This window comes from Bradyrhizobium sp. LTSP849, from assembly GCF_000938255.1.
Taxonomy (GTDB): domain Bacteria; phylum Pseudomonadota; class Alphaproteobacteria; order Rhizobiales; family Xanthobacteraceae; genus Bradyrhizobium.
Genome location: NZ_JYMR01000005.1, coordinates 206240 through 228133, shown reverse-complemented (window position 1 = coordinate 228133; position 21894 = coordinate 206240). Strand labels below are relative to the sequence as shown.

Genomic DNA, 21894 nt, shown 5'->3' with positions numbered 1-21894 from the left:
ACAGCGCAACGCAAAAGTCCCAATAGCGGCCGGGAATAGGCTGAATTAGTGAGGAACCGAGAGGAGCCGCGGGTCCTGCGGTGCGACCCGTTAACCGACCCACATGGTCAGATCGCTCGACCCGTGCTGAAGATCAGAAGGCGGGTGGACCGACCTTCGCCCTCACGATGCCGATCGCACTCAAACAGTGTTTGAAACGATATCGCGATATTCCATCGCATGGCATAGGTCGCGTGAAAAATGCAGGCTCGCGCTTTGGCCTTGCCCCGTCTATTCTTGACGACAACGCGCTGATCCAAAACGGGAGGAACAACATTGAAACACGCCTACATACCCCGCACCACCAACTACACGCTCAATCCCGGCGACGAGCTCAATGATCTCAGGATGTCGGACCAGGTCCGGCCGCTCTACGATCACGTCAGGAAGTTCATCCGCGACACCGTCGAGCCGATGTCGATCGAGTTCGCCAAGGCCGGCGAGGGCAAGGAAGACCGCTGGAGCTTCACGCCGAAGCAGCTCGAGGTGCTCGAGGTCGCCAAGAACAAGGCCAAGAAGGAGGGCCTCTGGAACTTCTTCCTGCCTGATGACGAGACCGGCCAGGGCCTGAAGAACCTCGATTATGCCTATATCGCCTCCGAACTCGGCAAGAGCCCGCTCGCCTCCGAGTCCATGAACTGCTCGGCGCCCGACACCGGCAACATGGAGGTGCTTGAGCGCGTCGGCACCAAGGAGCAGAAGGAGAAGTGGCTGAAGCCGCTGATGAACGGTGAGATCCGCTCGGCCTATGTCATGACCGAGCCGAACGTCGCCTCCTCCGATGCCAAGAACATCTCGACGAGTGCAAAACTCGTCGGCAACGAATGGGTCATCAACGGCGAGAAATATTACATCTCCGGCGTCGGCGATCCCCGCTGCAAGATCCTCATCGTGATGGTGAAGACCAATCCGGATGCGGCGCCGAGCAAGCAGCAGTCGCAGATCCTGGTGCCGCGCGACACGCCCGGCGTCGAGGTGCTCGGGCCGATGTATGTGTTCGGTCAGGACCACGCGCCGCGCGGTCACATGCATATGCGCTTCAACAATGTGCGCGTGCCGAAGGAGAACATCCTGCTCGGCGAAGGCCGCGGCTTCGAGATCTCGCAGCTTCGTCTCGGCCCAGGCCGCATTCATCACTGCATGCGTACCATAGGCAAGGCCGAGAAGGCGCTCGATTTGATGGTGCAGCGCGGCCTCACCCGCGAAGCCTTCGGTAAGAAAATCGCCCATCTCGGCGGCAACATGCAGATCATCGCGCAGGCGCGCTGCGAGATCGAGGCGATGCGGCTGATGGTGCTGAAGGCGGCAAAGGCCATGGACGTGCTCGGCAACAAGGAGGCTCGCGTCTGGGTCTCCATGGTCAAGGCCATGGTGCCGGAGCGCGCTTGCAAGATCATCGACCAGTCGATCCAGATGCATGGCGCCACCGGCATCTCGCACTGGACCCCGCTCGCGGAGATGTATCAGGACGTCCGTCACCTGCGCTTTGCGGATGGTCCGGACGAAGTGCACTGGATGGTGGTCGGTCGGCACGAGCTGAGCATGGCGTAAAAGGTCTCTCCTCTCGTTGCATGCCGTAGGGTAGGGCAAAGGCGCGCTCTTCGCGCCGTGCCCACCATCACGGTTCGTCGCATGAAATGGTGGGCACGCTTCGCTTTGCCCACCCTACGAAGCTCTTCCCTGGAGCCCATTATGGACTACGCCGCTAGCGACCTCACGCCGCGCGAGCGCTACAAGGTGCTGGCCTCCTTCGTGCTGCCGCGGCCGATCGCGTGGGTGACGTCGATCGGGGCGACCGGCGTGGTCAATGCCGCGCCATTCAGCTTCTTCAACGTGTTCTGCGAGGATCCGCCGCTGTGCATGTTCGCGGTCAACCGCCGGCCGGACGGCCAGGAGAAGGACACGCTGACCAATATCCAGCGGACCGGCGAATTCGTGGTCAACATCGCAGATGAGCCGCTGGCGCGCGCTATGCACGAGAGTAGCGGCGACTTCCCGCCGGAGGTCGGCGAACCGGGCTATCTCGGGCTGAAGCTTGCGCCGTCGAAGACGATCGCCGTGCCGCGGCTGGCCGACACGCCGTGGGCGATGGAATGCAAGACCTGGAAGACGATCGACGTCAACGGCGATCGCCAGCTCATCATGGGCGAAGGAATCCACTTCTACATCCGCGACGAACTCTGGGACGCCGACGCAATGCGGGTGCATATGGACCGCTATCACCCGATCGGCCGCATGTTCGCCGACCGCTACTGCCGCACTGATGACCGCGTCGTGTTTCCTGCGGCGGAGGGAGCGAAGAAATCGTAGCTAGGTCGCCGGCGCGAGCTTGTCCTGCGTCTTGGTTTCGAAATCGCTGGCGTCGTGGCGCTCGTGGAGCTGGCTTGCGGGATCGCCGGAGACGCGGTTGACCATGCGGCCGCGCTTCACGGCGGGGCGCTGGGCGATTTCATCGGTCCAGCGCTGCACGTTCTTGTAATCCTGCACGGACAGGAATTCGCCGGCGCCATAGACCAGCCCCTTGGCGAGGGCGCCGTACCAAGGCCACACCGCGATATCGGCGATCGTGTACTCGCTGCCGGCGAGATATTCGTTGTCCGCAAGGCGCCGGTCGAGCACGTCGAGCTGGCGCTTGGTCTCCATCGCAAAACGGTCGATGGCGTATTCGATCTTGGTCGGCGCGTAGGCGTAGAAATGGCCGAAGCCGCCGCCGAGATAGGGCGCACTGCCCATCTGCCAGAACAACCAGGACATCGCTTCGGTGCGGGTCTTGATGTCCTTGGGCAGGAAGGCGCCGAACTTTTCCGCGAGGTAGACCAGGATCGAGCCGGATTCGAACACCCGGATCGGCTCCGGACCCGAGCGATCCATCAGTGCGGGGATTTTCGAGTTCGGATTGATGTCGACAAAGCCGCTGCCGAACTGGTCGCCATTGCCGATCTTGATCAGCCAGGCGTCGTATTCGGCGCCCTTGTGGCCGAGCGCCAGAAGCTCCTCCAGCATCACCGTGACCTTCACGCCGTTCGGCGTCGCCAGCGAATAGAGCTGGAACGGATGCTTGCCGACCGGCAGCTCCTTGTCGTGGGTGGGGCCGGCGATCGGGCGGTTGATGCTGGCGAACTGCCCGCCGTTCTCCTTATTCCAGGTCCAGACTTTGGGCGGCACGTAGGCGGGGGCATCGGTCATGCAATTAGCTCCGGCGGGAAGATGCGCCTGCATTAATTAGCCCGCAAATGGCCGATGACAAGGCCCGTCCGGTCTGCGCCGGGCGCGGGCCTCAGGCCAGCGTCATGCGTCCGGCCTAACCCGTCACCACCCTGCGCGACTGCACCTCGGCTTCCGTCACAAATCCCTCGTACCCCTTCGCCGCGACCTCGTCGCAGATCCGCCGGTAGACGCCGACGCCGCCGATATAGGGCATGAAGATGCGCGGCTTGCCCGGGATGTTGGCGCCCATGTACCAGGAATTGGCCTGCGGATAGAGCGTGCCGTGGGCGACCTCGTTGACATGGGCGACCCATTTCTCCTCGGCCTCCCTGCCCGCCTCCATCGTGGCGAGCCCTTGCTTGCGCATGTGGACGAGGCAATCGGCGATCCAGTCGACATGCTGCTCGATCGACACGATCATGTTCGACAGCACCGACGGACTGCCCGGCCCGGTGATGATGAACAGGTTCGGAAAACCCGCCGTCATCAGCCCGAGATAGGTTTTTGGGCCCTCCGCCCATTTCTGGTTCAGCATCTCGCCGCCGCGACCGCTTATGTCGATCTTCGCCACCGATCCGGTCATGGCGTCGAAGCCCGTCGCCATCACTAGTGCATCGACCTCGTGGTCTGCGCCCGCGACACGCACGGCGTTGGCGGTGATCTCCTGGATCGGATTGGTCTTGATATCGACCAGTGAAACGTTCGGTCGGTTGAAGGTCGCGAAATAATCGGTGTCGATGCAGATCCGCTTGGTGCCGATCGGATGACTGTTCGGCTGGAGCAATTTTGCGGTTGTGGAATCCTTGACGATCTCGGTGATCTTGCCGCGCACGTAGTTGGCAGCCGAGTCGTTGGCGGCCAGATCCAGGCCGAGATTGTTATAGACGTACATGAAGGTGAGCCCGCCGCGGTCCCAACGCGCCTTGAATTTGGCGCGCCTGGCGTCCTCGCTATCGTCGAGCGCGCCACGATCGGGCTGCTCGGCATAGATACCGTTGCGCGCGACCTCGCGCGCGAAGCGGCGGATTTCCGGATAGTTCTTGCGGAACGCATCGCGCTCCTCGTCGGTCAGCGCGCCGTTGCGGGCCGGAATCGAAAAATTCGCCGTGCGCTGAAACACGGTGAGATGTTTTGCGTGCTCGGCAATGATGGGCGCCGACTGGATGCCCGATGAACCGGTCCCAATGAGGCCGACACGCAAGCCGGTGAAGTCCACCGATTCATGCGGCCAGTTGCCGGTGTGATAGACGGCGCCTTTGAAATTCTCGAGACCTTTGATGTCGGGGTTGCGCGCGTTCGACAAGCAGCCGGTCGCGAGCACGATGAATTGCGCCTGAACCGTCTTGCCGTCGGAAGTCGTGACCGACCAGCTGTTCGCACGTTCGTCGAACGCGGCGCGCTCGACGCGGGTGTTGAACTGGATGTCGCTGCGCAGATCAAAACGGTCGGCGACGTGGTTGGCGTATTTCAGAATCTCCGGCTGCGGCGCGTAGCGCTCGCTCCAGTCCCATTCCTGCTGAAGTTCGTCCGAGAACGAGTAGGAGTACTGCATGCTCTCGACATCGCAGCGTGCGCCCGGATAGCGGTTCCAGTACCAGGTGCCGCCGACGCCACCGCCCTGCTCGTAGACACGCGCCGAGAAACCGAGCCCACGCAGACGATGCAGCATGTACATGCCGGCGAAACCTGCGCCGACGATGACCACATCGTAGGCTCCCGTGGTTGGGTCCGGGCTCGACTGCGCTGACGACATCGATTGGCGCTCCCTCGTGGTTTTCTGTTGTTGTGCATCAGCATTCTCTCACGTCAGCGAAAGCGCAAGAGGCTTATCGGACGTCCCTGCTCCACTTATTTTGCGCGACGGAATGGCTCCTCGCGCGGCGCGGCGCCTGCACGCAAGATGCGCGGCCAAATCCGGCTTGGCATCGCAGGCGACGATGGGCTAGCGTCGAACCGCCTTCGCAACGAGAGCAACAACAGTAACGCGACGGCCGCCGCGGGGATAGAACCATGAAATCGCCGATCTGCGACATGCTGGGAATCGAGTTCCCGCTGCTCGCTTTCAGCCATTGTCGCGACGTCGTTGCCGCCGTCAGCCGTGCGGGCGGCTTTGGCGTGTTGGGCGCGACCGTGCACACACCGGAGACTCTCGAGCGCGAGCTGAAATGGATCGACGAGCATGCCGACGGCAAACCCTACGGCATCGACGTGCTCATCCCCGAAAACATCTCGACCGCCGGCGAGAAGGACGTCACCTGGAAGAGCCTCGAGGCGCGCGTGCCGCAGGCGCATCGTGACTACACACGTGGTCTTCTGAAGAAATACGACATCGAGCTTACGACGACTGATGTGGCCGACAATCAGCCGCAGCCGTTCGACGCCAAGACCGCGCTCGAGCTGCTCGAGGTCTCCTTCAACCACCCGATCCGGCTGATCGCCAATGCGTTAGGCGTGCCGCCGAAAGCGATGATCGAGATGGGCAAGAAGCATGGCGTGCCGGTCGCAGCGCTTGTCGGCGCCAAGGAGCATGCCCTGCGCCAGGTCGCGGCCGGCGTCGATATCCTCGTCGTGCAGGGCACCGAAGCCGGCGGCCATTGCGGTGAGGTCTCGACCATGGTGCTGGTGCCGGAGGTGATCAAGGCGATCAAGCCGATCCGCGACGTGCCGGTGCTGGCCGCTGGCGGCATCATGACCGGACGGCAGATGGCGGCCTGCATGGCGATGGGTGCCGCCGGCGCCTGGACCGGCTCGGTGTGGCTTGCCACTGTCGAGGCCGAGACCACGGAAGTTTTTCGCGAGAAGATGATCGCCGCCTCGTCCCGCGACGCGATCCGCTCGAAGGGCCGTACCGGAAAACCGGCGCGGCAGCTCCGCTCGGTCTGGACCGATGCCTGGGACCGCGCGCCGGAAAGCCCGGGCGCGCTGCCGATGCCGCTGCAGAGCATCATCAGCCGCGACGCCTTCAACTCGATCGACCGTGCGGCGGCCGCCGGCAACGCGCGAGCGCGCGATCTCGTTAGCTATTTCGTCGGCCAAGGCGTGGGGTTGATCGACAGCGTGAAGTCGGCCGGTGCCGTGGTGCAGGAATTCAAGGAAGAGTTCGCCGAAGCCGTCGAGCACATGAATGCGCTGGTGGCGGAGTGACTCGTGGCCGGAGTAGAGTCCGTTGCCCATCCTTGGAGGCTCGTTCAGCGGCGCGGTGCGCCGCTGAACGAGCACCTCAGGGTGACGTCGTCCCCGTAGCCGTCACCCTGAGGTGCCGTAGCGTAGCGAAGGCCTCGAAGGGCGGCGGCGTGCCGAAAATCTAAAGAGCGAAGCAATAAGAAATGACAAACCTCTCCCTTTCCCCGGACCGCATCCCCGTCATCGTCGGCATCGGCGAGATCATCGACCGTCCCAAGGAGATCACCGAGGGCCTCGAGCCGCTCGATCTACTCGAACAGGCGCTGCGGCGTGCCGAGGCGGATGCCGGAGCAAAACTGCTCGGCGAGGTGCAGTCACTCGACGTTGTCAACTTCCTGAGCTGGCGCTATCGCGATCCGGAAAAGCTCTTGGCACGGCGGCTCGGCATTGCGCCGGCGCATTGCTATTATGGCCCGGTCGGCGGCGAGAGCCCGATCCGCTACATCCACGAGGCCGCGCAGCGCATCGCCCGCGGCGAATGCAGCGTCGCCGCGATCTGCGGTGCGGAGGCACAGTCGACCGCAACCAAGGCCGAGCGAACTGGAGCAAAGCTGCCATGGACGCCGTTTGCCCATGACGTCGAGGAGCCGAAGCGCGGCGCGGCGTTCCAGAAGCCGCTTGCGGTGAAGCTCGGCGTGTTCCGCCCCGTCACCGTCTATCCGTTCTACGAAGCTGCATCGTCGGCGCATTGGGGCCAGACGCCGCGCGAAGCCATGGCAGAGTCCGGTACGCTATGGTCGCGCTATTCGGAAGCTGCCGCGCAAAATCCCAACGCCTGGCTGAAGCGGCGCTATGCGCCGGACGAGATCACCACGCCGACATCAGACAACCGCCTGATCGCGTGGCCTTACAACAAGCTCATGGTTGCCAACCCAAGCGTCAACATGGGCGGCGCGTTGGTGCTCACCAGCCTCGCCAAGGCGCGGGCGGCCGGCATCGCGGAAGACAAGCTGGTCTATCCGCTCGGCGGCGCCTCGGCCGAAGAGCCGCGCGACTACCTGCTGCGCGACCAGTTCTATGAGAGCCATCCGCAAAATGCAGTGCTGAAAGCCGTGATGGATCTCGCCGGCGGCGACGGCAAGAAATTCGACGCGATCGAGCTCTACAGCTGCTTCCCTTGCGTGCCGAAGATGGCGCGGCGAACGCTGGGCCTGGGCGCCGAGGTGCAGCCGACCGTGACCGGCGGGCTCACCTTCTTCGGCGCGCCGCTCAACACCTACATGACGCATGCGGCCTGCGCGATGGTGCGCAAGCTTCGCGAGGGTGCCAAGCTCGGCCTGCTCTACGGCCAGGGCGGTTTCGTCACCAAGCATCACGCGCTGGTGGTCTCAAAGACGCCACCGCGCGCGGGGCTGGCGCAGGAGACAAGCGTGCAGTCGGAAGCCGATCGTAACAAGCGTGCGGTGCCGGAGTTCGTCACGGAGCCCGCCGGCAAGGGCAAAGTCGAGAGCTTTACGGTGCTCTACGGCCGCAACGGCGATGTCGAGCATGGCGTCGTCATGCTGCGCACCGCAGACGAGCGGCGCACGCTGGCGCGGATTCCGGCTGATGACAGCGCGACGCTAAAGCATTTGCTCAACATGGATCGCTCGCCGGTCGGCTCGCTCGGCGAGATAACGATGGCTGCCGATGGCGTGCCGGAGTGGCGCGTGGTTTAGCTCTCGTAGGGTGGGCAAAGGCGCTCTTGCGCCGTGCCCACCAACTTTCGGGGTCGCATGGAGATGGTGGGCACGCTTCGCTTTGCCCACCCTACAGAGCCGAACCCGGAGCTAGCCCTTCGGCGGCTGCTGCTCTGACGCCGTCGCGGGCTTGCCCTTGGCACCGGCACCACCAACCACGCGAACCTGGTCGCCGTCGGACAGGCCATCCGGCGGGGCGGTGATGACGCGGTCATCGGCGGCAATCCCCGAAGCGAGTTCGATCTCCTTGCCGAGATCGCGGCCGATGGTCACGGTCTTGAACTGCACCTTGTCATCCGGGCCGACCGTCGCGACGCGCAGGCCGCTGCTGTTAAAGATCAGGGCGCTGGCGGGGATGCTCAGCGGCGCGGTGTCGCGCTGTAGATTGAGTTTTACGCTGGCATAGCCGCCGGGCATTAGCTCGCCGTTGGAATTGTCCAGCCCAAGCTGCATCCGCGTGGTACCGGAGGCGACGTCGACGGCCTGCGACGAGGCTTCCACCGTCGCCTGGAACGTCCGGTTCGGGTATTCCGGCATCACCATGGTGGCCTTGGCGCCGATCTTGATCGCCGGCACGTAGTTCTGGGGCACGTTGACGTAGACGCGCAGCTTGGTGATGTCGGAGACCACGAACATCGCCGGGCCCGAGCCGCCACCGGCGTTGATCAGCGCGCCGACGTCGGTGTCACGCGCCGTGACCACGCCGTCGAACGGCACGGTGATCTTCTTGTAGCCGGCCAGCGCCTCGAGACGCTCGACATTGGCCTGCCCCGAATGCACGGCGGCATTCTTGTTGGAGAGGTCGGCGGTGCGCTCGTCGATCTCCTGGGCAGAGACGAAGTTGGAGGCCACCAGCGTCTTGCGCCGGCTCAGCGTTGCCTCCGACAGTCTTGCGCTGGCCTGCTGGCTGGCGAGGTCGGCGCGAGCCTGCAAGAGCTGCTGGTCGAGGTCGGGCGCCTCGATCTCGGCGATCACCTGACCTGCTTTGACGCGGGCGCCCATGTCGACGCTCCAGCTCTTCAGATAGCCCGAGACGCGGGCGAAGATCGGGGCGCGGTAATAGGCCTCGAGGCGACCTGGCAGGTCGATGGTGGCGTTGACGGATTTAGCGTTGGGCAGGGCCACCGCGACGCTGGGAACGGCCTGATCGTCAGTCCATTCCTTCAGCTTGGAGCCCTGCTCCTCGCGGGCCCGGATGCCGGTGCCGACCACAAGGCCTGCCGCAATCAGCGCCACCACGCCGAAAATGCCCAGTTTCCGGCGCGACACCGGTGAGCTTGGTTCAGTGGGCGACATGCGGAGTCTCCAATGGGGCGGCGGCTTTGGCGCCTTGTTTCTTGTGTACCATACTGAACACCACGGGAACAAACATCAGCGTGGCGAAAGTAGCAAAGATCAGGCCGCCGATGACAGCGCGGCCGAGCGGCGCGTTCTGCTCGCCGCCCTCACCCAGCCCCAAGGCCATCGGCGCCATGCCGATGATCATGGCGAGCGCCGTCATCAGCACCGGGCGGAACCGGACGAAGCCGGCCTCCAGCGCCGCCGCGATGGGGTCGCCGAGCTCCTCGTAGCGCTCACGGGCAAACGAGATCACGAGCACGCTGTTGGCGGTGGCGACGCCCATGCACATGATGGCGCCGGTGAGCGCCGGTACCGACAACGTGGTCTGGGTCGTGAACAGCATCCAGACGATGCCGGCAAGTGCGGCCGGCAGCGCCGTGATGATCACGAACGGATCGGACCAGGACTGAAAGTTCACGACGATCAGCAGATAGATCAGGACGACGGCGCCAAGCAGGCCGAACAACAAGCCGGTGAAGGCGCTGTTCATGGTCTGCACCTGGCCGAGCAGCACCACGGAAGAACCCTTCGGTACATCCTTGGCGGTGTCGGCGATCACCTGGCGGATATCGGTGGCGACCGCGCCGAGATCGCGACCCGACGTCGTCGCAAAAATCTGCACCAACGTCTGAATGTCGTATTGCGACACCACCGCGCTCGACGTCGATCGCTTGATATCGGCGATGCCGCCGAGGATCGGCGACTGCGAGTTGCCGGCCGCGGTGATCGGCAGCGTCTGGAGCGCGCTCAACGAATCGATCTGGTATTGCGGTGTCTGCATCACGATCGAATAGGACACGCCGTTATCCGGATTGAGATAATAGGTCGGCGCGACCTGCGAGGAGCCGGCGAGATTGACCACGAGACTGTTGGTAACGTCGCGCTCGGTGAGCCCGACAAATTGCGCGCGGGTGCGGTCGACGTCGATGTTGAAGGTCGGATTGCTCGGTGATTGCTGGATGCGCGCGTCGGCGACGCCCGGAATGCGGCGGACCTTGGCAAGCACCTTGTTCGCGTAAGCAAAGTTGCCTTCTGCATTGGCGCCGCGGATTTGCAGGTCGATCGGCGCCGGTGCGCCGAAATTCAGGATCTGGCTGACGATGTCGGCTGGCAGGAACGAGAAGCTGACGCCGGGGAACAGCCGCGGCAACTGCTCGCGCAGCACCCGCACATGCTCTTCGGTCGGCTTGTGGCCTTCCCTCAGCTTGACCTGGATGTCGCCGTCCTGCGGGCCGATCACGCCGGTATTGTTGTAGGTCATGTTGATGCCGGAAATCGGCATGCCGATGTTATCGGTCAGCGTCTCGATCTCGCCCGGGATCAGCTTGCGGATCGCCTTCTGCACGTCGGCGAGCTGGTTGGCGGTCTCCTCGACGCGGGTACCGACCTGAGTGCGGACATGCATCAGGATGTTGCCGGCGTCGACCGCGGGGAAGAAGTTGCGGCCCAGGAACGGCACCAGTGCGAACGATGCGCCGACCACGCAGAGGAAGCCGATAACGAACACCGGGCGATGTGCGAGCGCGAGCCCGAGGAAGTTATGGTAGCCTCCGCGAATGCGCTCGAACCGCGCCTCGAAGCCGCGCTGGAACCACACAAGCGGATTGCGCGACTTCGGCGGCGCGCCCTCGTGATGCACATGTGGCTGCAACAGATAATTGGCCATGGTCGGCACCAGTGTGCGCGACAGGATGAACGACCACATCATCGCGAACATCACGGCTTCGGCCATTGGCACGAACAGGAAGCGCGCGACGCCGGTGAGGAAGAACATCGGCACGAACACGATACAGATACAGAGCAGCGAGACGAAGGCCGGCGTCACGATCTGGTTGGCGCCGTCGAGGATCGACTGCTCGACCGGCTTGCCTTGCTCGAGATGGTAATTGATGTTCTCGATGGTCACGGTGGCGTCGTCGACGAGAATGCCGACGGCGAGCGCAAGGCCGCCGAGCGTCATGATGTTCAGCGTCTCGCCGATCGCCGACAGCATGATGATCGCGCCGAGCACCGACAGCGGGATCGAGACCGCGATGATCACGGTCGAGCGCCAGCTGCCGAGGAACAGCAGGATCATGACGCTGGTGAGCAGCGCCGCAATCACGCCTTCGAAAGCGACGCCCTGAATCGCGCCGCGGACGAACACCGACTGGTCGCCGATGAAGCCGATCTTCAGCGCGTCCGGCAACTGGTCCTTGACGTCGATGACCTTCTGCTTGATGCCGGCGATGATATCGAGGGTCGAGGTCGCGCCCGCCTTCAGCACCATCATCAGCACCGAGCGGTTGCCGTCGACATGGACGATGTTGGTCTGCGGCGGGTTGCCGTCGCGCACGGTCGCGACATCGCGCACATAGACCATCGCGCCGTTGACGGTCTTGATCGGCAGATTGCCGAGCTCCTCGATCTTGAGCGGCGAATTGTTGAGCTGGATGTTGTACTCGAAGGTGCCGATCTTCTGGGTGCCGACCGGCGTGATCAGGTTCTGGGCTGCGAGCGCATTGGCGACGTCCTGGCCGGACAGGCCGCGGGCCTGGAGCGCAGTCGGATCGAGGTCGATCTGGACCTGGCGCTGCTTGCCGCCGAACGGGTATGGGATTGCAGCACCCGGCACGGTGACCAGCGGCGTGCGGAGCTGGTTGATGCCGATGTCGGCGAGGTTCTGCTCGGAGAGTCCGTCGCCCGACAGCGCCACCTGGATGATCGGCACGGTCGAGGCGGAGTAATTCAGGATCAACGGCGGCGTTGAACCGGGTGGAAGCTGCTTCAGCAGCGTCTGCGAGATCGCGGTGACCTGGGCGTTGGCGGTGCGGATGTCGACAGTCGGCTGGAAGAAGATCTTGACGATGCCGAAGCCATTATAGGAGTTGGCGACGATGTGCTCGATGTCGTTGACCGTCGTCGTCAGCGAGCGCTGGAACGGCGTGGTGATGCGGCCCGACATCTGGTCCGGCGGCAGGCCGGTGTACTGCCAGACCACGCCGATCACGGGGATGCGGATCTCCGGAAAGATATCGGTCGGCGTCCGCAGCGCGGCCAGCGGTCCAATGATCAGGAGCAGGAGCGCGAGCACGACAAACGTGTAGGGCCGGCTCAGGGCAATACGGACCAGAGCAATCATTCGCCAAGCAATTCCAAATCAGGGGACAGGGAACACGCCCCCGCGGGTTCCTCGGCTGATTTACCCGAACCCCGCCCAAATGGCCAACGACGGCGTGTCACGCGTGGTCACTTCCCTGCTATCGCACAGCGAAATCGCATTCCAGATATGCAGCCTGCGTCGGGAAGATGACGGAAACAGCTTTCATCCACGTAAAAAAGCGGCGCCCGGAGGCGCCGCTTTCAGCACTGCCATGATTTCCCGGCTTAGGCCGCGCGGACGTTGGTCAGGAATTTGCTGACCTCGGTCTTGAGTCGCGAGCTGTCGTTGGACAGCATCTGCGCCGCCGAGAGCACCTGCGAGGAGGCGGTGCCGGTCTCGGTCGCGCCGCGCTGCACGTCGGTGATGTTGGAGGACACCTGCTGGGTGCCCTGGGCGGCCTGTTGCACGTTGCGGGCGATTTCCTGGGTCGCTGCGCCCTGTTCTTCCACCGCGGCCGCGATGGCCGAGGAGATTTCCGACAGACGCTCGATAGTCGAGGAGATCTCCTTGATCGCGCCGACCGAGTCATTGGTCGCCGCCTGGATGCCGGAGATCTGCTGGCCGATCTCGCCGGTCGCCTTAGCGGTCTGCTCGGCGAGCGCCTTCACTTCGGAGGCAACCACCGCAAAACCGCGGCCGGCTTCACCGGCGCGCGCCGCCTCGATGGTCGCGTTCAGCGCCAGCAGGTTGGTCTGGCCGGCGATGGTGTTGATCAACTCGACGACGTCGCCGATGCGCGAGGCCGCCTTGGAGAGCTCGCTGACGCGCTCGGTGGTGGCACGGGCCTGGCCGACGGCATCGCCCGCCATCCGCGCCGATTCCTGCACCTGACGGCTGATCTCGCCGACCGAGGACGCCATCTCTTCGGTGGCTGAGGCCACCGACTGCACGTTGGTCGAGGCTTCTTCCGAGGCCGCGGCAACCGTGGTCGCCAGCCGCTGCGAGCGGTCGGCGGTCGAGGTCAGCGTCGAGGCCGAGGCTTCGAGCTGAGTCGAGGCCGACGACACGGTCTGAACGATCTCGCCGATCATGGTTTCGAATTCGCGGGTGACGTTATCGACGCGGCGGCCGCGCTCGATCTTGGCCTCGGCATCGGCCGCGGCGGCCTCGTCGGCGGCCTTCTTGGCAATCAGCGCTTCCTTGAAGATCTGGAGCACATCGGCCATCGAACCGATCTCGGTCTTCTCGCCGCGATGCGGGACTTCGGCGCTCAGGTCACCCTTGCCCAGCGCCTGCATCGGCTGGATGATGGAGTTGATGCCGCTGGAGACGTCGTGGACGAGGTAGAAGCCGACGCCGATGCCGGCGAGAACGGCGGCACCGAGGATGATCGCGACGAGCACGAAGGCATAGTAATAGGTGTCGGAGGCGTCTGCGGAGGCCTGATCGCCGCCCTTGGCGTTGAGCTCGATGTCCTTGGCCAGGATGGTGTCGGCCTCAAGCCCGATCTTGTTGACCGTCTTGGTGTTCAGCTCGTGCGCCTCGTGCGGGGTCTTGCCCGCCTCCTTGCGCGATAGCGCCATGACTTCCTGGGTGCCCTTCTTGTAGTCCTCCCAGGTCTTGGACCACTGACTGTAGAGCGCGCGCTCCTCCGGCGAGGTGATCATCGCCTCGTAGCGCTTGCGGAACCCGGTGTTGGCCTCGACGACGGTCGCGAGCGTCTTCTCCGCCGCGAGCTTCTCCTCCAGCGTTTCCGCCAGCATGTGCTCGCGGATCACGTTGCGGTAGGTGATGACACCGGCGCGGAGATCGCCGATCACGCGGACGCTGGGCATCCAGTTCGTGGTGATGTCGACCGTGTTGGCATTGATCGTCCGCATCTTCATGACGGCGAGCAGGCCCATGCCGGTCATCGCGACCAGCAGGAACGCCACGACACTGATGATCTTGGCACGGATGGAGATGGTGGCGAGCATAGTGGGTCTCGTTGTGCTGGCGCGGGCGCGCGTCGGGAATTTACCAATCAACCGAGGCCAGCGGCGCCGACATCACACAACAGAGCATCTGGGTAGACGTGGACTCCGATTCCTCACGCGTAAGGAACCCGAAAGAGATGAACAGGGGGATAAGAATGCCCTGCGCTCAGCGCATGAGCCCAATCGCGTCCGAGAAAAACTCAGGCCCACCGAAGTTGCCGGACTTCAGCGCAAGCAACATGTCGCCTGCCTCAGCGCCCACCGCGCGCAGCACCGGGACACCTGCAGCGATCTCTACTCCTACGAGAAATCCGGGAATCCTCAACCGATCGACCACGGCGCCGGAGGTCTCGCCGCCGGCGACGACCAATCGCCGCACGCCTGATTTCGCAAGGTTTTCGGCAATGTCGGCCATCGTCTGCTCGATCGCGTGCCCAGCCGCGTCGCGGCCGTGACGTGCCTGTAGCGCGGCGACCTGATCCGGTGTCGCGCTCGACGCGATCAGCACCGGACCTTCGGCCAACCGCGGCCTCGCCCAGTCCAGCGCGCGCTGCGCTTCATTTGCTCCCGTAAGAATACGGTCCGGGTCGAGATGAAACACCGGCATGGCACGCTCAGCGTTGGCAATCTGCTTGAGCGTCGCCTGCGAGCAGCTTCCGGCGAGGCAGGCTGCCGGTCCGCCGACCGCAGCACCAGCCTCGCTGCTCACCGCAGTCGATTTGACCTTGCCGGTCGACACCAGCGCGCGCGCCAGCCCAAGGCCGATGCCGGAGGCGCCGACCGACAGCCGGTGCTCGGCGGCAACGAAGCCGATGGTCTCTAGGTCGCGGTCAAACACGGCGTCGATGATCGCAGCTCCAATGCCCTTGCCCGATAATTCACAAAGTCGGGCTCGCACGGCATCCGCGCCGCGCGCGACGGACGCGAGGTCGACGAGGCCGATTTGCGTCTTGCTCTGGCGCGCCAGCACGCGAACCAGGTTGGAATCGTGCATCGGATTGAGCGGATGGTCCTTCAGCGGGCTCTCGTTCAGCGGCACGGCGCCGACGAACAGATTGCCCTGGTAGACGGTGCGGCCGGTCTCGGGAAAGGCCGGCGTCACCAGCACGACGCCTTCGCCGCAATCGGCGCGGAGCGCGTCCATCACCGGGCCGATATTGCCGGCGTCGGTGGAATCGAAGGTCGAGCAGATCTTGAACAGCACGTGGCTCGCGCCGCGGTCACGCAGCCATTTCTCTGCTGCGCGCGAACGCGATACGGCGAGGCCCGCCTCGATCGAGCGGCTCTTCAGCGACACCACGACGGCGTCGACCTCGGGCAAAGCGAGATCGTCTGCGGGCACGCCGATGGTCTGCACCGTGCGCAGGCCCGCGCGCGTCAGTGTGTTGGCGAGATCGGAGGCGCCGGTATAGTCGTCGGCGATACAGCCCAACGCAAGTGTCACTGCTTCACTCCCGCATAGGGCTTGAACCAGGCAAGACCATCGGCGGTCTTGCCGCGCGGGTTGTATTCGCAGCCGACGAAGCCGGGATAGCCGAGCCGGTCGAGCTCGGCGAACAGGAACGGATAGTTGAGTTCCTCGCCGTCGGGCTCGTTGCGCGAGGGAATGCTGGCGATCTGGATGTGGCCGACGATCGGCATCATCTCGCGCAGCCGCATGGTGACGTCGCCATGGATAATCTGGCAGTGATAGATGTCGAACTGAAGCTTCAGGTTCGGAAGCCTCAACTCCTGGATCAGGTCGCGCGCGAAGCCGAAATCGTTGAGGAAGTAGCCGGGCACGTTGCGCGCATTGATCGGCTCCAGCACGATGTCGATGCCGTGCGGCGCGAAGAATTCCGCGGCCCACGCCACCGACTTATAGAAGGCCTCGATCGCGACGCGCTCGCCGCGGTTCGCAATGCCCGCCATCAGGTGCAGACGCTTGACGCCGGTGGCCTTGGCGTAAGGCAGCGCCGTCTCCAGGCTCGCCTTGAGGTCGGCGAAGCGCGCCGGCAGCGCCGCGAAACCCTTCTCGCCGGCATTCCAGTCGCCCGGCGGCAAATTGAACAGCGCCTGCGTCAGGCCGTTGCGCTTGAGTCGCTCCCCGACCGCTTCGGCCGGGTGCTCGTAAGGAAAGAGAAACTCGACCGCGGTAAAGCCCGCTTGCGCGGCAGCATCGAAGCGATCGAGGAACGGGACCTCGGTGAACATCATCGAGAGATTGGCGGCAAAACGGGGCATGGGAATCCTCTTCTACTTGTCGCCGGGAAGCTTGACGCCGGTGACCTGCGCATACATCCGCGCCACCGACGCATCGTCGTCGCGTCCCATGCCGGCAGCTGATGTCATCAGGAACATCTGGAGCGCTGCGGCGGAAACCGGCACCGGAAATCTGGCACTGCGCGCCATGTCCTGAATAATGCCGAGGTCCTTGACGAAAATCTCGACGGCGCTGCGCGGCGTGTAATCGCCGTCGAGCACATGCGGCATGCGATTCTCGAACATCCAGGAATTGCCGGCGGACGCCGTGATCACCTCATAGACCTTGCGGATGTCGAGGCCCTGCTTGGCGGCAAACGCAATTGCTTCCGATGCGGCGGCGATGTGCACGCCGGCCAGCAGCTGGTTGATCATCTTGAACGCGGCACCCTGCCCCGCAGCATCGCCGAGCTCGTAGAGTTTCGCGGCCATCGCATCGAGTGCGGGCCGCGCCTTTGCGAACGCGGCGGGACTGCCGGAGGCGAGGATCGTCAATTCGCCTTGCGCCGCGCGTTGCGCGCCGCCGGAGATCGGCGCGTCGAGGTAATGCCGGCCGGTGGCCTCCAATTGCTTGGCGAGACGTCGCGCCACATCGGGATCCATGGTGGCGGACGACACGAACACGCTGTCCTTCGGCATGGTCTCGGCGGCGCCGTCCTTGCCGAACAGGATGGTTTCGGTCTGCGCAGCATTGACGACGACGCTGACGACGATATCGGCGTCCTTGGCGCCTTCGGCAGGCGTCTTGGCGCCCGCGCCGCCATCGGTCACAAAGCGCGCCACTGCGTCAGTCGAGACGTCGCAGCCGGTGACGGCATGGCCTGCACGCTTCAGCGAAGTCGCCATGCCAAAGCCCATCGAGCCGAGCCCGATGACGGCGATGCGCTGATTTTGTGACGTGGAGGCGGACATGCGGCTTACCCTTGCAAACGTTTCCCGGACGGCCAGCCTTTGCGGCGGCTCGTCATCTCGAATAACACGGCTTGGCCGCGCTGCCAAAGCGTGAGACAAACGGACATGACGGCCATGAGCGATGAAACAAGGCTGCGTGAGGATATCTGCCGCTTCGGGCGGTCCCTGTTCGAGCGCGGGCTGACGCCGGGCTCCTCCGGCAATATCAGCGTAAAGCTTGCCGACGGCGGCTGGCTGGTGACGCCGACCAACGCCTCGCTCGGCTTCCTCGATCCCGCGCGGCTGTCGCGGCTGGACGATCAGGGGCGGCTGGTGTCGGGCGATGCTCCGACCAAGGAAGTTCCGCTGCACACTGCGCTCTATGACACGCGCGGCAGCGCGCGCGCCATCGTGCATCTGCACTCCACCCATTCGGTCGCGGTCTCGATGCTGCCCGAGATCGACCCGCGCGCCGCGTTGCCGCCGATGACGGCCTATTATCTGATGAAATGCGGCGCCACCGCACTCGTGCCCTATTACCGCCCCGGCGATCCCGCGGTGGCGGATGCAATCAAGGGGCTGGCGGGGAAATATTCATCGGTGCTGCTCGCCAATCACGGCCCGGTTGTCGCCGGCGACACGCTGGAGGCCGCCGTGTTCGCGACCGAGGAGCTGGAGGAGACGGCGAAGCTGTACCTGCTGCTGCGCGGGATGAACCCGCGGTACCTGTCGCCGGAGCAGGTGACGGATCTGGTGAAGGTGTTCGGGGTGGCGTTGCCAGAGCATGGGCACGAACATTAGTGCCCTCCCACCACTATCATTCCCCGCGAAGGCGGGGAATCCAGTACGCCGCAGCCTCTCCGTATCCCACTGACGTCTCGGAGTACTGGATCGCCCGCCCCAGTGCGCAAGCGCGCACAAGGCGGGCGATGACACCGAGTGTGTGGGACGCGCGTGCCCAACACTTAGCAGCTACAGCCCCAGATACGCCTTGCGCACGTCCGGATTGCCCCTGATCTCCGCAGCCGGTCCCTGCATCAGCACGCGGCCGGTTTGCAGGATGTAGGCGCGGTCGGCGATCTCCAGGCATTCGGCCATGCGCTGCTCGACGATCAACACGGTCATGCCGGCGTCGCGGATACGATTCACCGCCTGGAAGATCTCGTCGACCAGCTTCGGCATGATGCCCTGCGACGGCTCATCCAGCATCAACAGCCGCGGGCGCGTCATCAGTGCACGGCCGATCGCGAGCATCTGCTGCTCGCCGCCCGACAGCGTCTCGGCGCGCTGCTCCAGGCGCTCGGACAGGCGCGGGAACAACGTGAAGACGAGATCGAGCGGTTCTTCGCGGTTGGCTTCACTGCGATACAGATAGCTGCCGAGGCGCAGATTGTCGCGCACGGACAAGCGCGGAAACAGGCGGCGATTTTCCGGCACATAAGCGATACCGGTGGCCGTGATGTGATGCTGTGCCATGCCGTCGAGGCGCTTGCCGTCGAAGGTCACCGTGCCCGAGCGCGGCCGCTCGGCGCCGGCGATGGATTTCAGCAGCGTCGACTTGCCCGCGCCGTTGGCGCCCGCAACGCAGACGATCTCGCCCTTGGCAACTTCGATACTGACCGCGGAGATCGCGACCAGCCCCTGATAGGCGGTCGTGACTTCATGCACCGACAGCATGACGATCTCCCAGATATGCGCTGATCACCTTGGGATCGCGGACGACGTCGTTGGGCTTGCCCTCGACCAGCACCTTGCCGAGGTCGAGCACGATGGCGCGGTCGACCAGCGGCATCACGATCTCCATGACATGCTCGACCATCAGCACGGTGACGCCGGTATCACGCACCTTGCGCACCAACGCGACGCCGGTCTGCGCCTCGGTCGGCGTCAGGCCGGTGAGGACTTCGTCGAGCAGCAATAGTTTCGGTTCGGTCGCGAGCGCACGCGCAACTTCGAGGCGGCGCTTCTCGGCCGGCACGAGGTCGCTCGCGAGCACGTCGGCGCGGGCGGCCAGACCGGTGAACTCCAGCACCTCATGCGCTTTCCGGCGTGCCTCGCGCATCACCGTGTTGCGCACCAGCGCACCGACGATAACGTTGTCGATGACGCTCATGGTCTCAAAACTCTTGACCACCTGGAAGGTGCGCCCGACACCCCGCTGGCAGCGTTCCGCCGCCGGCATTGCCGTGACATCCACACCGTCGAACCAGATCGAGCCTTGCGTCGGCGGCAAGACGCCCGCGATGAGATTGAACAGCGTCGACTTGCCGGCGCCGTTGGGGCCGATCAGGCCGACGATCTCGCCACGACCGACCGAGATCGAGACATCGCTGTTGGCGACGAGGCCGCCAAAGCGTTGCCAGACGCCGCGGGTTTCCAGGAGAGCCGTCATCGCGCAGTCTCCTTGCGGCGCGAGAATAGCCCGATCAGACCTTCCGGCCGCGCCAGCGCAATCACAACGATCAGCGTGCCATAGACGATGAGATCGACGCCGCGGCCGGAGCCGCCGATATAGGACCGCGTCAGCTCAGTGAGCGGAATCAGGATTACCGCGCCGAGCAGCGGCCCCCACAGCGTGCCGATGCCACCCAGCACCGCCGGCAACGCCATCAGCAACGAGAACTGGAAGCCCATGACACTTCCGGGATCGATATAAGAAACATACATGGCATAGAAGCTACCGCCGACCGCGACCAGGAAGGCAGAGACAGCCGCAGCACCCATCTTGGAATCGAACACGACCACTCCGAGGCTCTGGGCTGCATCGGGATTGTCCTTCACCGCGCGCCACCAGTAGCCCCATTTCGAATCTTCCAGCCACCAGGTGACGATCCAGGCGATGCAAGCGAGCGCCAGCGCGAAATAGAAGTACGGCAGCTTGCTGCGGGCGAACTGGAATTTCAGCCAGCTGTCGCCGCGCACGGGCATCTCGATGCCGAGGGCCGCACCCGCCCAGTCCCAGTTCTGGATCAGCAGCAAGCCGATCTCGGCGATCACGATGGTGGCGATCGCAAAGTAGTGGCCACCAAGGCGGAAGCAGGGATAGCCGAGCGCCATCGCGATCACGGCGGAGATGACGCCGCCGGCGAGCATACCGAACCAGGGCGGCACGCCGAACTTCGTGAACAAGAGCGTGGTGGTATAGGCGCCCAGGCCGAAATAGAGGGCATGCCCGAGCGATATCTGCCCGCAATAGCCCGAAAGGATGTTCCAGCTCTGCGACAGCGCCCCGAACATCAGCGTCAAAATCATGATGTTCTGGACGTTCGGATTCTTGACGAACAACGGCACGAGCGCCGCGGCGACCGCGAGGCACGCTGCAACGAGGAGTTCGCGGCGCCGCCGCTCTGTGAAGCTCTTGTCCATCTCACATCGATCCGAACAGGCCGCGTGGCCGGATGAAGACCACGAGGAGATAGACGGCATAGATGCCGACCGACTTCAATGATGGCGGCAGCACGAGCGCGGTAGTGGCCTCGACGAGACCGACGATGATGCCGCCGGCGAAGGCGCCGAACACGCTGCCGAAGCCGCCAAGCGCCACCGTGACATAGGCGATCAGTGCAAAGGATGCGCCGACGTCGGGATAGATGTAGAAGAAGCTCGCCATGATAGCGCCGGCAAGCCCGACCAGCGCGCCGCCAAGGCCCCAGCCGAGCGCGAACACGCGGTTCTTGTCGATGCCGACGAGGGCCACCGCACCGGGATCCTCACGGGTCGCCTCCAGGGCGCGGCCGAAATCGGTGCGATTGATGAAGAGGTAGAGCCCGCCGAACGCGGCGATCGCGACCAGCGCGCCGAAGAGCTGCGGCTGGGGCAGGAAGATCCCGGCGATCGATACCGTCTTGCCGCCGAGCCATGACTGGGGGACGCTGCGATAATCGGCCGTGAAGAACAGCTGCGCCAGGCCGCGCATCACGATCGCGAGGCCAAAGGTCGCGAAGATCTGCACCATGCCGACATTGGCCTTGGCACGCATCGCAAACCTTACGACCACGAGATAGACCACTGCCCCCAGCACGAACAAAGCCGCGGCGGCCAGGGGCGCGGCGAGCAGCGGATCGATCGCGAAGAACGTGAACAGGAAGAACGTCACATACATCGCGATCATCAGGAATTCGCCATGGGCGAAATTGACGACGTCCATCAGGCCGAAGATCAACGCCAGGCCGACGGCGATCAGTCCGTAGAGCAGCCCCATCAGGAGGCCGCTCGCCAGGCTTTGGATAATGGTTTCGGCTGTCACGTTGCTTCG

General features: G+C 64.3%; 17 protein-coding genes. 5 read left to right on the top strand and 12 right to left on the bottom strand.

The window, feature by feature from the left end:
- The first annotated feature begins 315 nt into the window (after positions 1 to 315).
- On the top strand, positions 316 to 1590 hold the full coding sequence (locus UB31_RS05495; RefSeq protein ID WP_045009013.1) for an acyl-CoA dehydrogenase family protein: 1275 nt from the start codon (positions 316 to 318) through the stop codon (positions 1588 to 1590).
- A 141-nt stretch (positions 1591 to 1731) separates the two neighbouring features.
- Complete coding sequence (locus tag UB31_RS05490; protein ID WP_045010103.1) at positions 1732 to 2349, top strand: flavin reductase family protein; 618 nt, start codon at positions 1732 to 1734, stop codon at positions 2347 to 2349.
- Here UB31_RS05490 and yghU read toward each other — a convergent pair whose 3' ends face one another.
- Both yghU and UB31_RS05480 read right to left on the bottom strand, forming a co-directional pair.
- Complete coding sequence (gene yghU / locus UB31_RS05485; protein WP_045010102.1) at positions 2350 to 3225, bottom strand: glutathione-dependent disulfide-bond oxidoreductase; 876 nt, start codon at positions 3223 to 3225, stop codon at positions 2350 to 2352. It abuts the gene before it with no gap.
- A gap of 115 nt (positions 3226 to 3340) precedes the next feature.
- Positions 3341 to 4999, bottom strand: coding sequence for a flavin-containing monooxygenase (locus UB31_RS05480; RefSeq protein WP_045010101.1), 1659 nt, complete (start codon positions 4997 to 4999; stop codon positions 3341 to 3343).
- A 257-nt stretch (positions 5000 to 5256) separates the two neighbouring features.
- On the opposite strand from UB31_RS05480, the gene UB31_RS05475 reads away from it, so the two are divergent.
- Positions 5257 to 6390, top strand: coding sequence for a nitronate monooxygenase (locus UB31_RS05475; protein ID WP_045010100.1), 1134 nt, complete (start codon positions 5257 to 5259; stop codon positions 6388 to 6390).
- A gap of 182 nt (positions 6391 to 6572) precedes the next feature.
- The gene (locus UB31_RS05470) at positions 6573 to 8087 is read left to right on the top strand and encodes an acetyl-CoA acetyltransferase (protein ID WP_045010099.1); all 1515 of its coding nucleotides are present in this window, start codon (positions 6573 to 6575) and stop codon (positions 8085 to 8087) included.
- A 111-nt stretch (positions 8088 to 8198) separates the two neighbouring features.
- Here UB31_RS05470 and UB31_RS05465 read toward each other — a convergent pair whose 3' ends face one another.
- The 6 genes from UB31_RS05465 to ltnD all read right to left on the bottom strand — a co-directional run bounded on the left by UB31_RS05465 (position 8199) and on the right by ltnD (position 17660).
- A complete protein-coding gene (locus tag UB31_RS05465; protein ID WP_045010098.1) occupies positions 8199 to 9404 on the bottom strand; it encodes an efflux RND transporter periplasmic adaptor subunit in 1206 nt (401 codons plus the stop codon).
- Positions 9391 to 12570 carry an efflux RND transporter permease subunit gene (locus UB31_RS05460; protein WP_045010097.1) on the bottom strand — a complete coding sequence of 1060 codons (3180 nt, stop codon included), beginning with the start codon at positions 12568 to 12570 and terminating at the stop codon, positions 9391 to 9393. Before UB31_RS05460 ends, UB31_RS05465 begins: the two co-directional genes overlap by 14 nt.
- Positions 12571 to 12815: 245 nt before the next feature.
- Positions 12816 to 14507: a methyl-accepting chemotaxis protein gene (locus UB31_RS05455; RefSeq protein WP_045010096.1), complete on the bottom strand. Its 1692-nt coding sequence runs from the start codon at positions 14505 to 14507 to the stop codon at positions 12816 to 12818.
- 166 nt (positions 14508 to 14673) lie between these two features.
- Complete coding sequence (gene otnK / locus UB31_RS05450) at positions 14674 to 15951, bottom strand: 3-oxo-tetronate kinase (protein WP_045010095.1); 1278 nt, start codon at positions 15949 to 15951, stop codon at positions 14674 to 14676.
- A complete protein-coding gene (gene otnI, locus UB31_RS05445) occupies positions 15948 to 16730 on the bottom strand; it encodes a 2-oxo-tetronate isomerase (RefSeq protein ID WP_045010094.1) in 783 nt (260 codons plus the stop codon). The genes otnK and otnI overlap by 4 nt, the downstream gene beginning before the upstream one ends.
- A 12-nt stretch (positions 16731 to 16742) precedes the next feature.
- Positions 16743 to 17660 (bottom strand): L-threonate dehydrogenase, encoded by a 918-nt coding sequence (gene ltnD, locus UB31_RS05440; protein WP_045010093.1) that lies wholly within the window; start codon positions 17658 to 17660, stop codon positions 16743 to 16745.
- Positions 17661 to 17765: 105 nt separating this feature from the next.
- Between ltnD and otnC the strand changes: the two genes are divergently transcribed.
- Positions 17766 to 18440 (top strand): 3-oxo-tetronate 4-phosphate decarboxylase, encoded by a 675-nt coding sequence (gene otnC / locus UB31_RS05435; protein WP_045010092.1) that lies wholly within the window; start codon positions 17766 to 17768, stop codon positions 18438 to 18440.
- A gap of 171 nt (positions 18441 to 18611) precedes the next feature.
- Here the strand turns inward: otnC and UB31_RS05430 are convergent, their stop codons facing one another.
- The 4 genes from UB31_RS05430 to UB31_RS05415 are packed head-to-tail and all read right to left on the bottom strand — an operon-like array spanning position 18612 to position 21885.
- On the bottom strand, positions 18612 to 19316 hold the full coding sequence (locus tag UB31_RS05430; RefSeq protein ID WP_045009000.1) for an ABC transporter ATP-binding protein: 705 nt from the start codon (positions 19314 to 19316) through the stop codon (positions 18612 to 18614).
- Positions 19300 to 20031 (bottom strand): ABC transporter ATP-binding protein, encoded by a 732-nt coding sequence (locus UB31_RS05425; protein WP_045008999.1) that lies wholly within the window; start codon positions 20029 to 20031, stop codon positions 19300 to 19302. The genes UB31_RS05430 and UB31_RS05425 overlap by 17 nt, the downstream gene beginning before the upstream one ends.
- Complete coding sequence (locus tag UB31_RS05420) at positions 20028 to 21005, bottom strand: branched-chain amino acid ABC transporter permease (protein ID WP_045010091.1); 978 nt, start codon at positions 21003 to 21005, stop codon at positions 20028 to 20030. Before UB31_RS05420 ends, UB31_RS05425 begins: the two co-directional genes overlap by 4 nt.
- Position 21006: 1 nt before the next feature.
- Complete coding sequence (locus UB31_RS05415) at positions 21007 to 21885, bottom strand: branched-chain amino acid ABC transporter permease (RefSeq protein ID WP_045010090.1); 879 nt, start codon at positions 21883 to 21885, stop codon at positions 21007 to 21009.
- Between the last annotated feature and the right edge of the window lie 9 nt (positions 21886 to 21894).

Bases quoted from the DNA above. Each gene is read 5' to 3' on its own strand.
- UB31_RS05490 (WP_045010103.1), top strand. From the start codon at position 1,732: ATGGACTACGCCGCTAGCGACCTCACGCCGCGCGAGCGCTACAAGGTG.
- yghU (WP_045010102.1), bottom strand. From the start codon at position 3,225: ATGACCGATGCCCCCGCCTACGTGCCGCCCAAAGTCTGGACCTGGAAT.
- UB31_RS05480 (WP_045010101.1), bottom strand. From the start codon at position 4,999: ATGTCGTCAGCGCAGTCGAGCCCGGACCCAACCACGGGAGCCTACGAT.
- UB31_RS05475 (WP_045010100.1), top strand. From the start codon at position 5,257: ATGAAATCGCCGATCTGCGACATGCTGGGAATCGAGTTCCCGCTGCTC.
- UB31_RS05470 (WP_045010099.1), top strand. From the start codon at position 6,573: ATGACAAACCTCTCCCTTTCCCCGGACCGCATCCCCGTCATCGTCGGC.
- UB31_RS05465 (WP_045010098.1), bottom strand. From the start codon at position 9,404: ATGTCGCCCACTGAACCAAGCTCACCGGTGTCGCGCCGGAAACTGGGC.
- UB31_RS05460 (WP_045010097.1), bottom strand. From the start codon at position 12,570: ATGATTGCTCTGGTCCGTATTGCCCTGAGCCGGCCCTACACGTTTGTC.
- UB31_RS05455 (WP_045010096.1), bottom strand. From the start codon at position 14,507: ATGCTCGCCACCATCTCCATCCGTGCCAAGATCATCAGTGTCGTGGCG.
- otnI (WP_045010094.1), bottom strand. From the start codon at position 16,730: ATGCCCCGTTTTGCCGCCAATCTCTCGATGATGTTCACCGAGGTCCCG.
- ltnD (WP_045010093.1), bottom strand. From the start codon at position 17,660: ATGTCCGCCTCCACGTCACAAAATCAGCGCATCGCCGTCATCGGGCTC.
- otnC (WP_045010092.1), top strand. From the start codon at position 17,766: ATGACGGCCATGAGCGATGAAACAAGGCTGCGTGAGGATATCTGCCGC.
- UB31_RS05430 (WP_045009000.1), bottom strand. From the start codon at position 19,316: ATGCTGTCGGTGCATGAAGTCACGACCGCCTATCAGGGGCTGGTCGCG.
- UB31_RS05425 (WP_045008999.1), bottom strand. From the start codon at position 20,031: ATGACGGCTCTCCTGGAAACCCGCGGCGTCTGGCAACGCTTTGGCGGC.
- UB31_RS05420 (WP_045010091.1), bottom strand. From the start codon at position 21,005: ATGGACAAGAGCTTCACAGAGCGGCGGCGCCGCGAACTCCTCGTTGCA.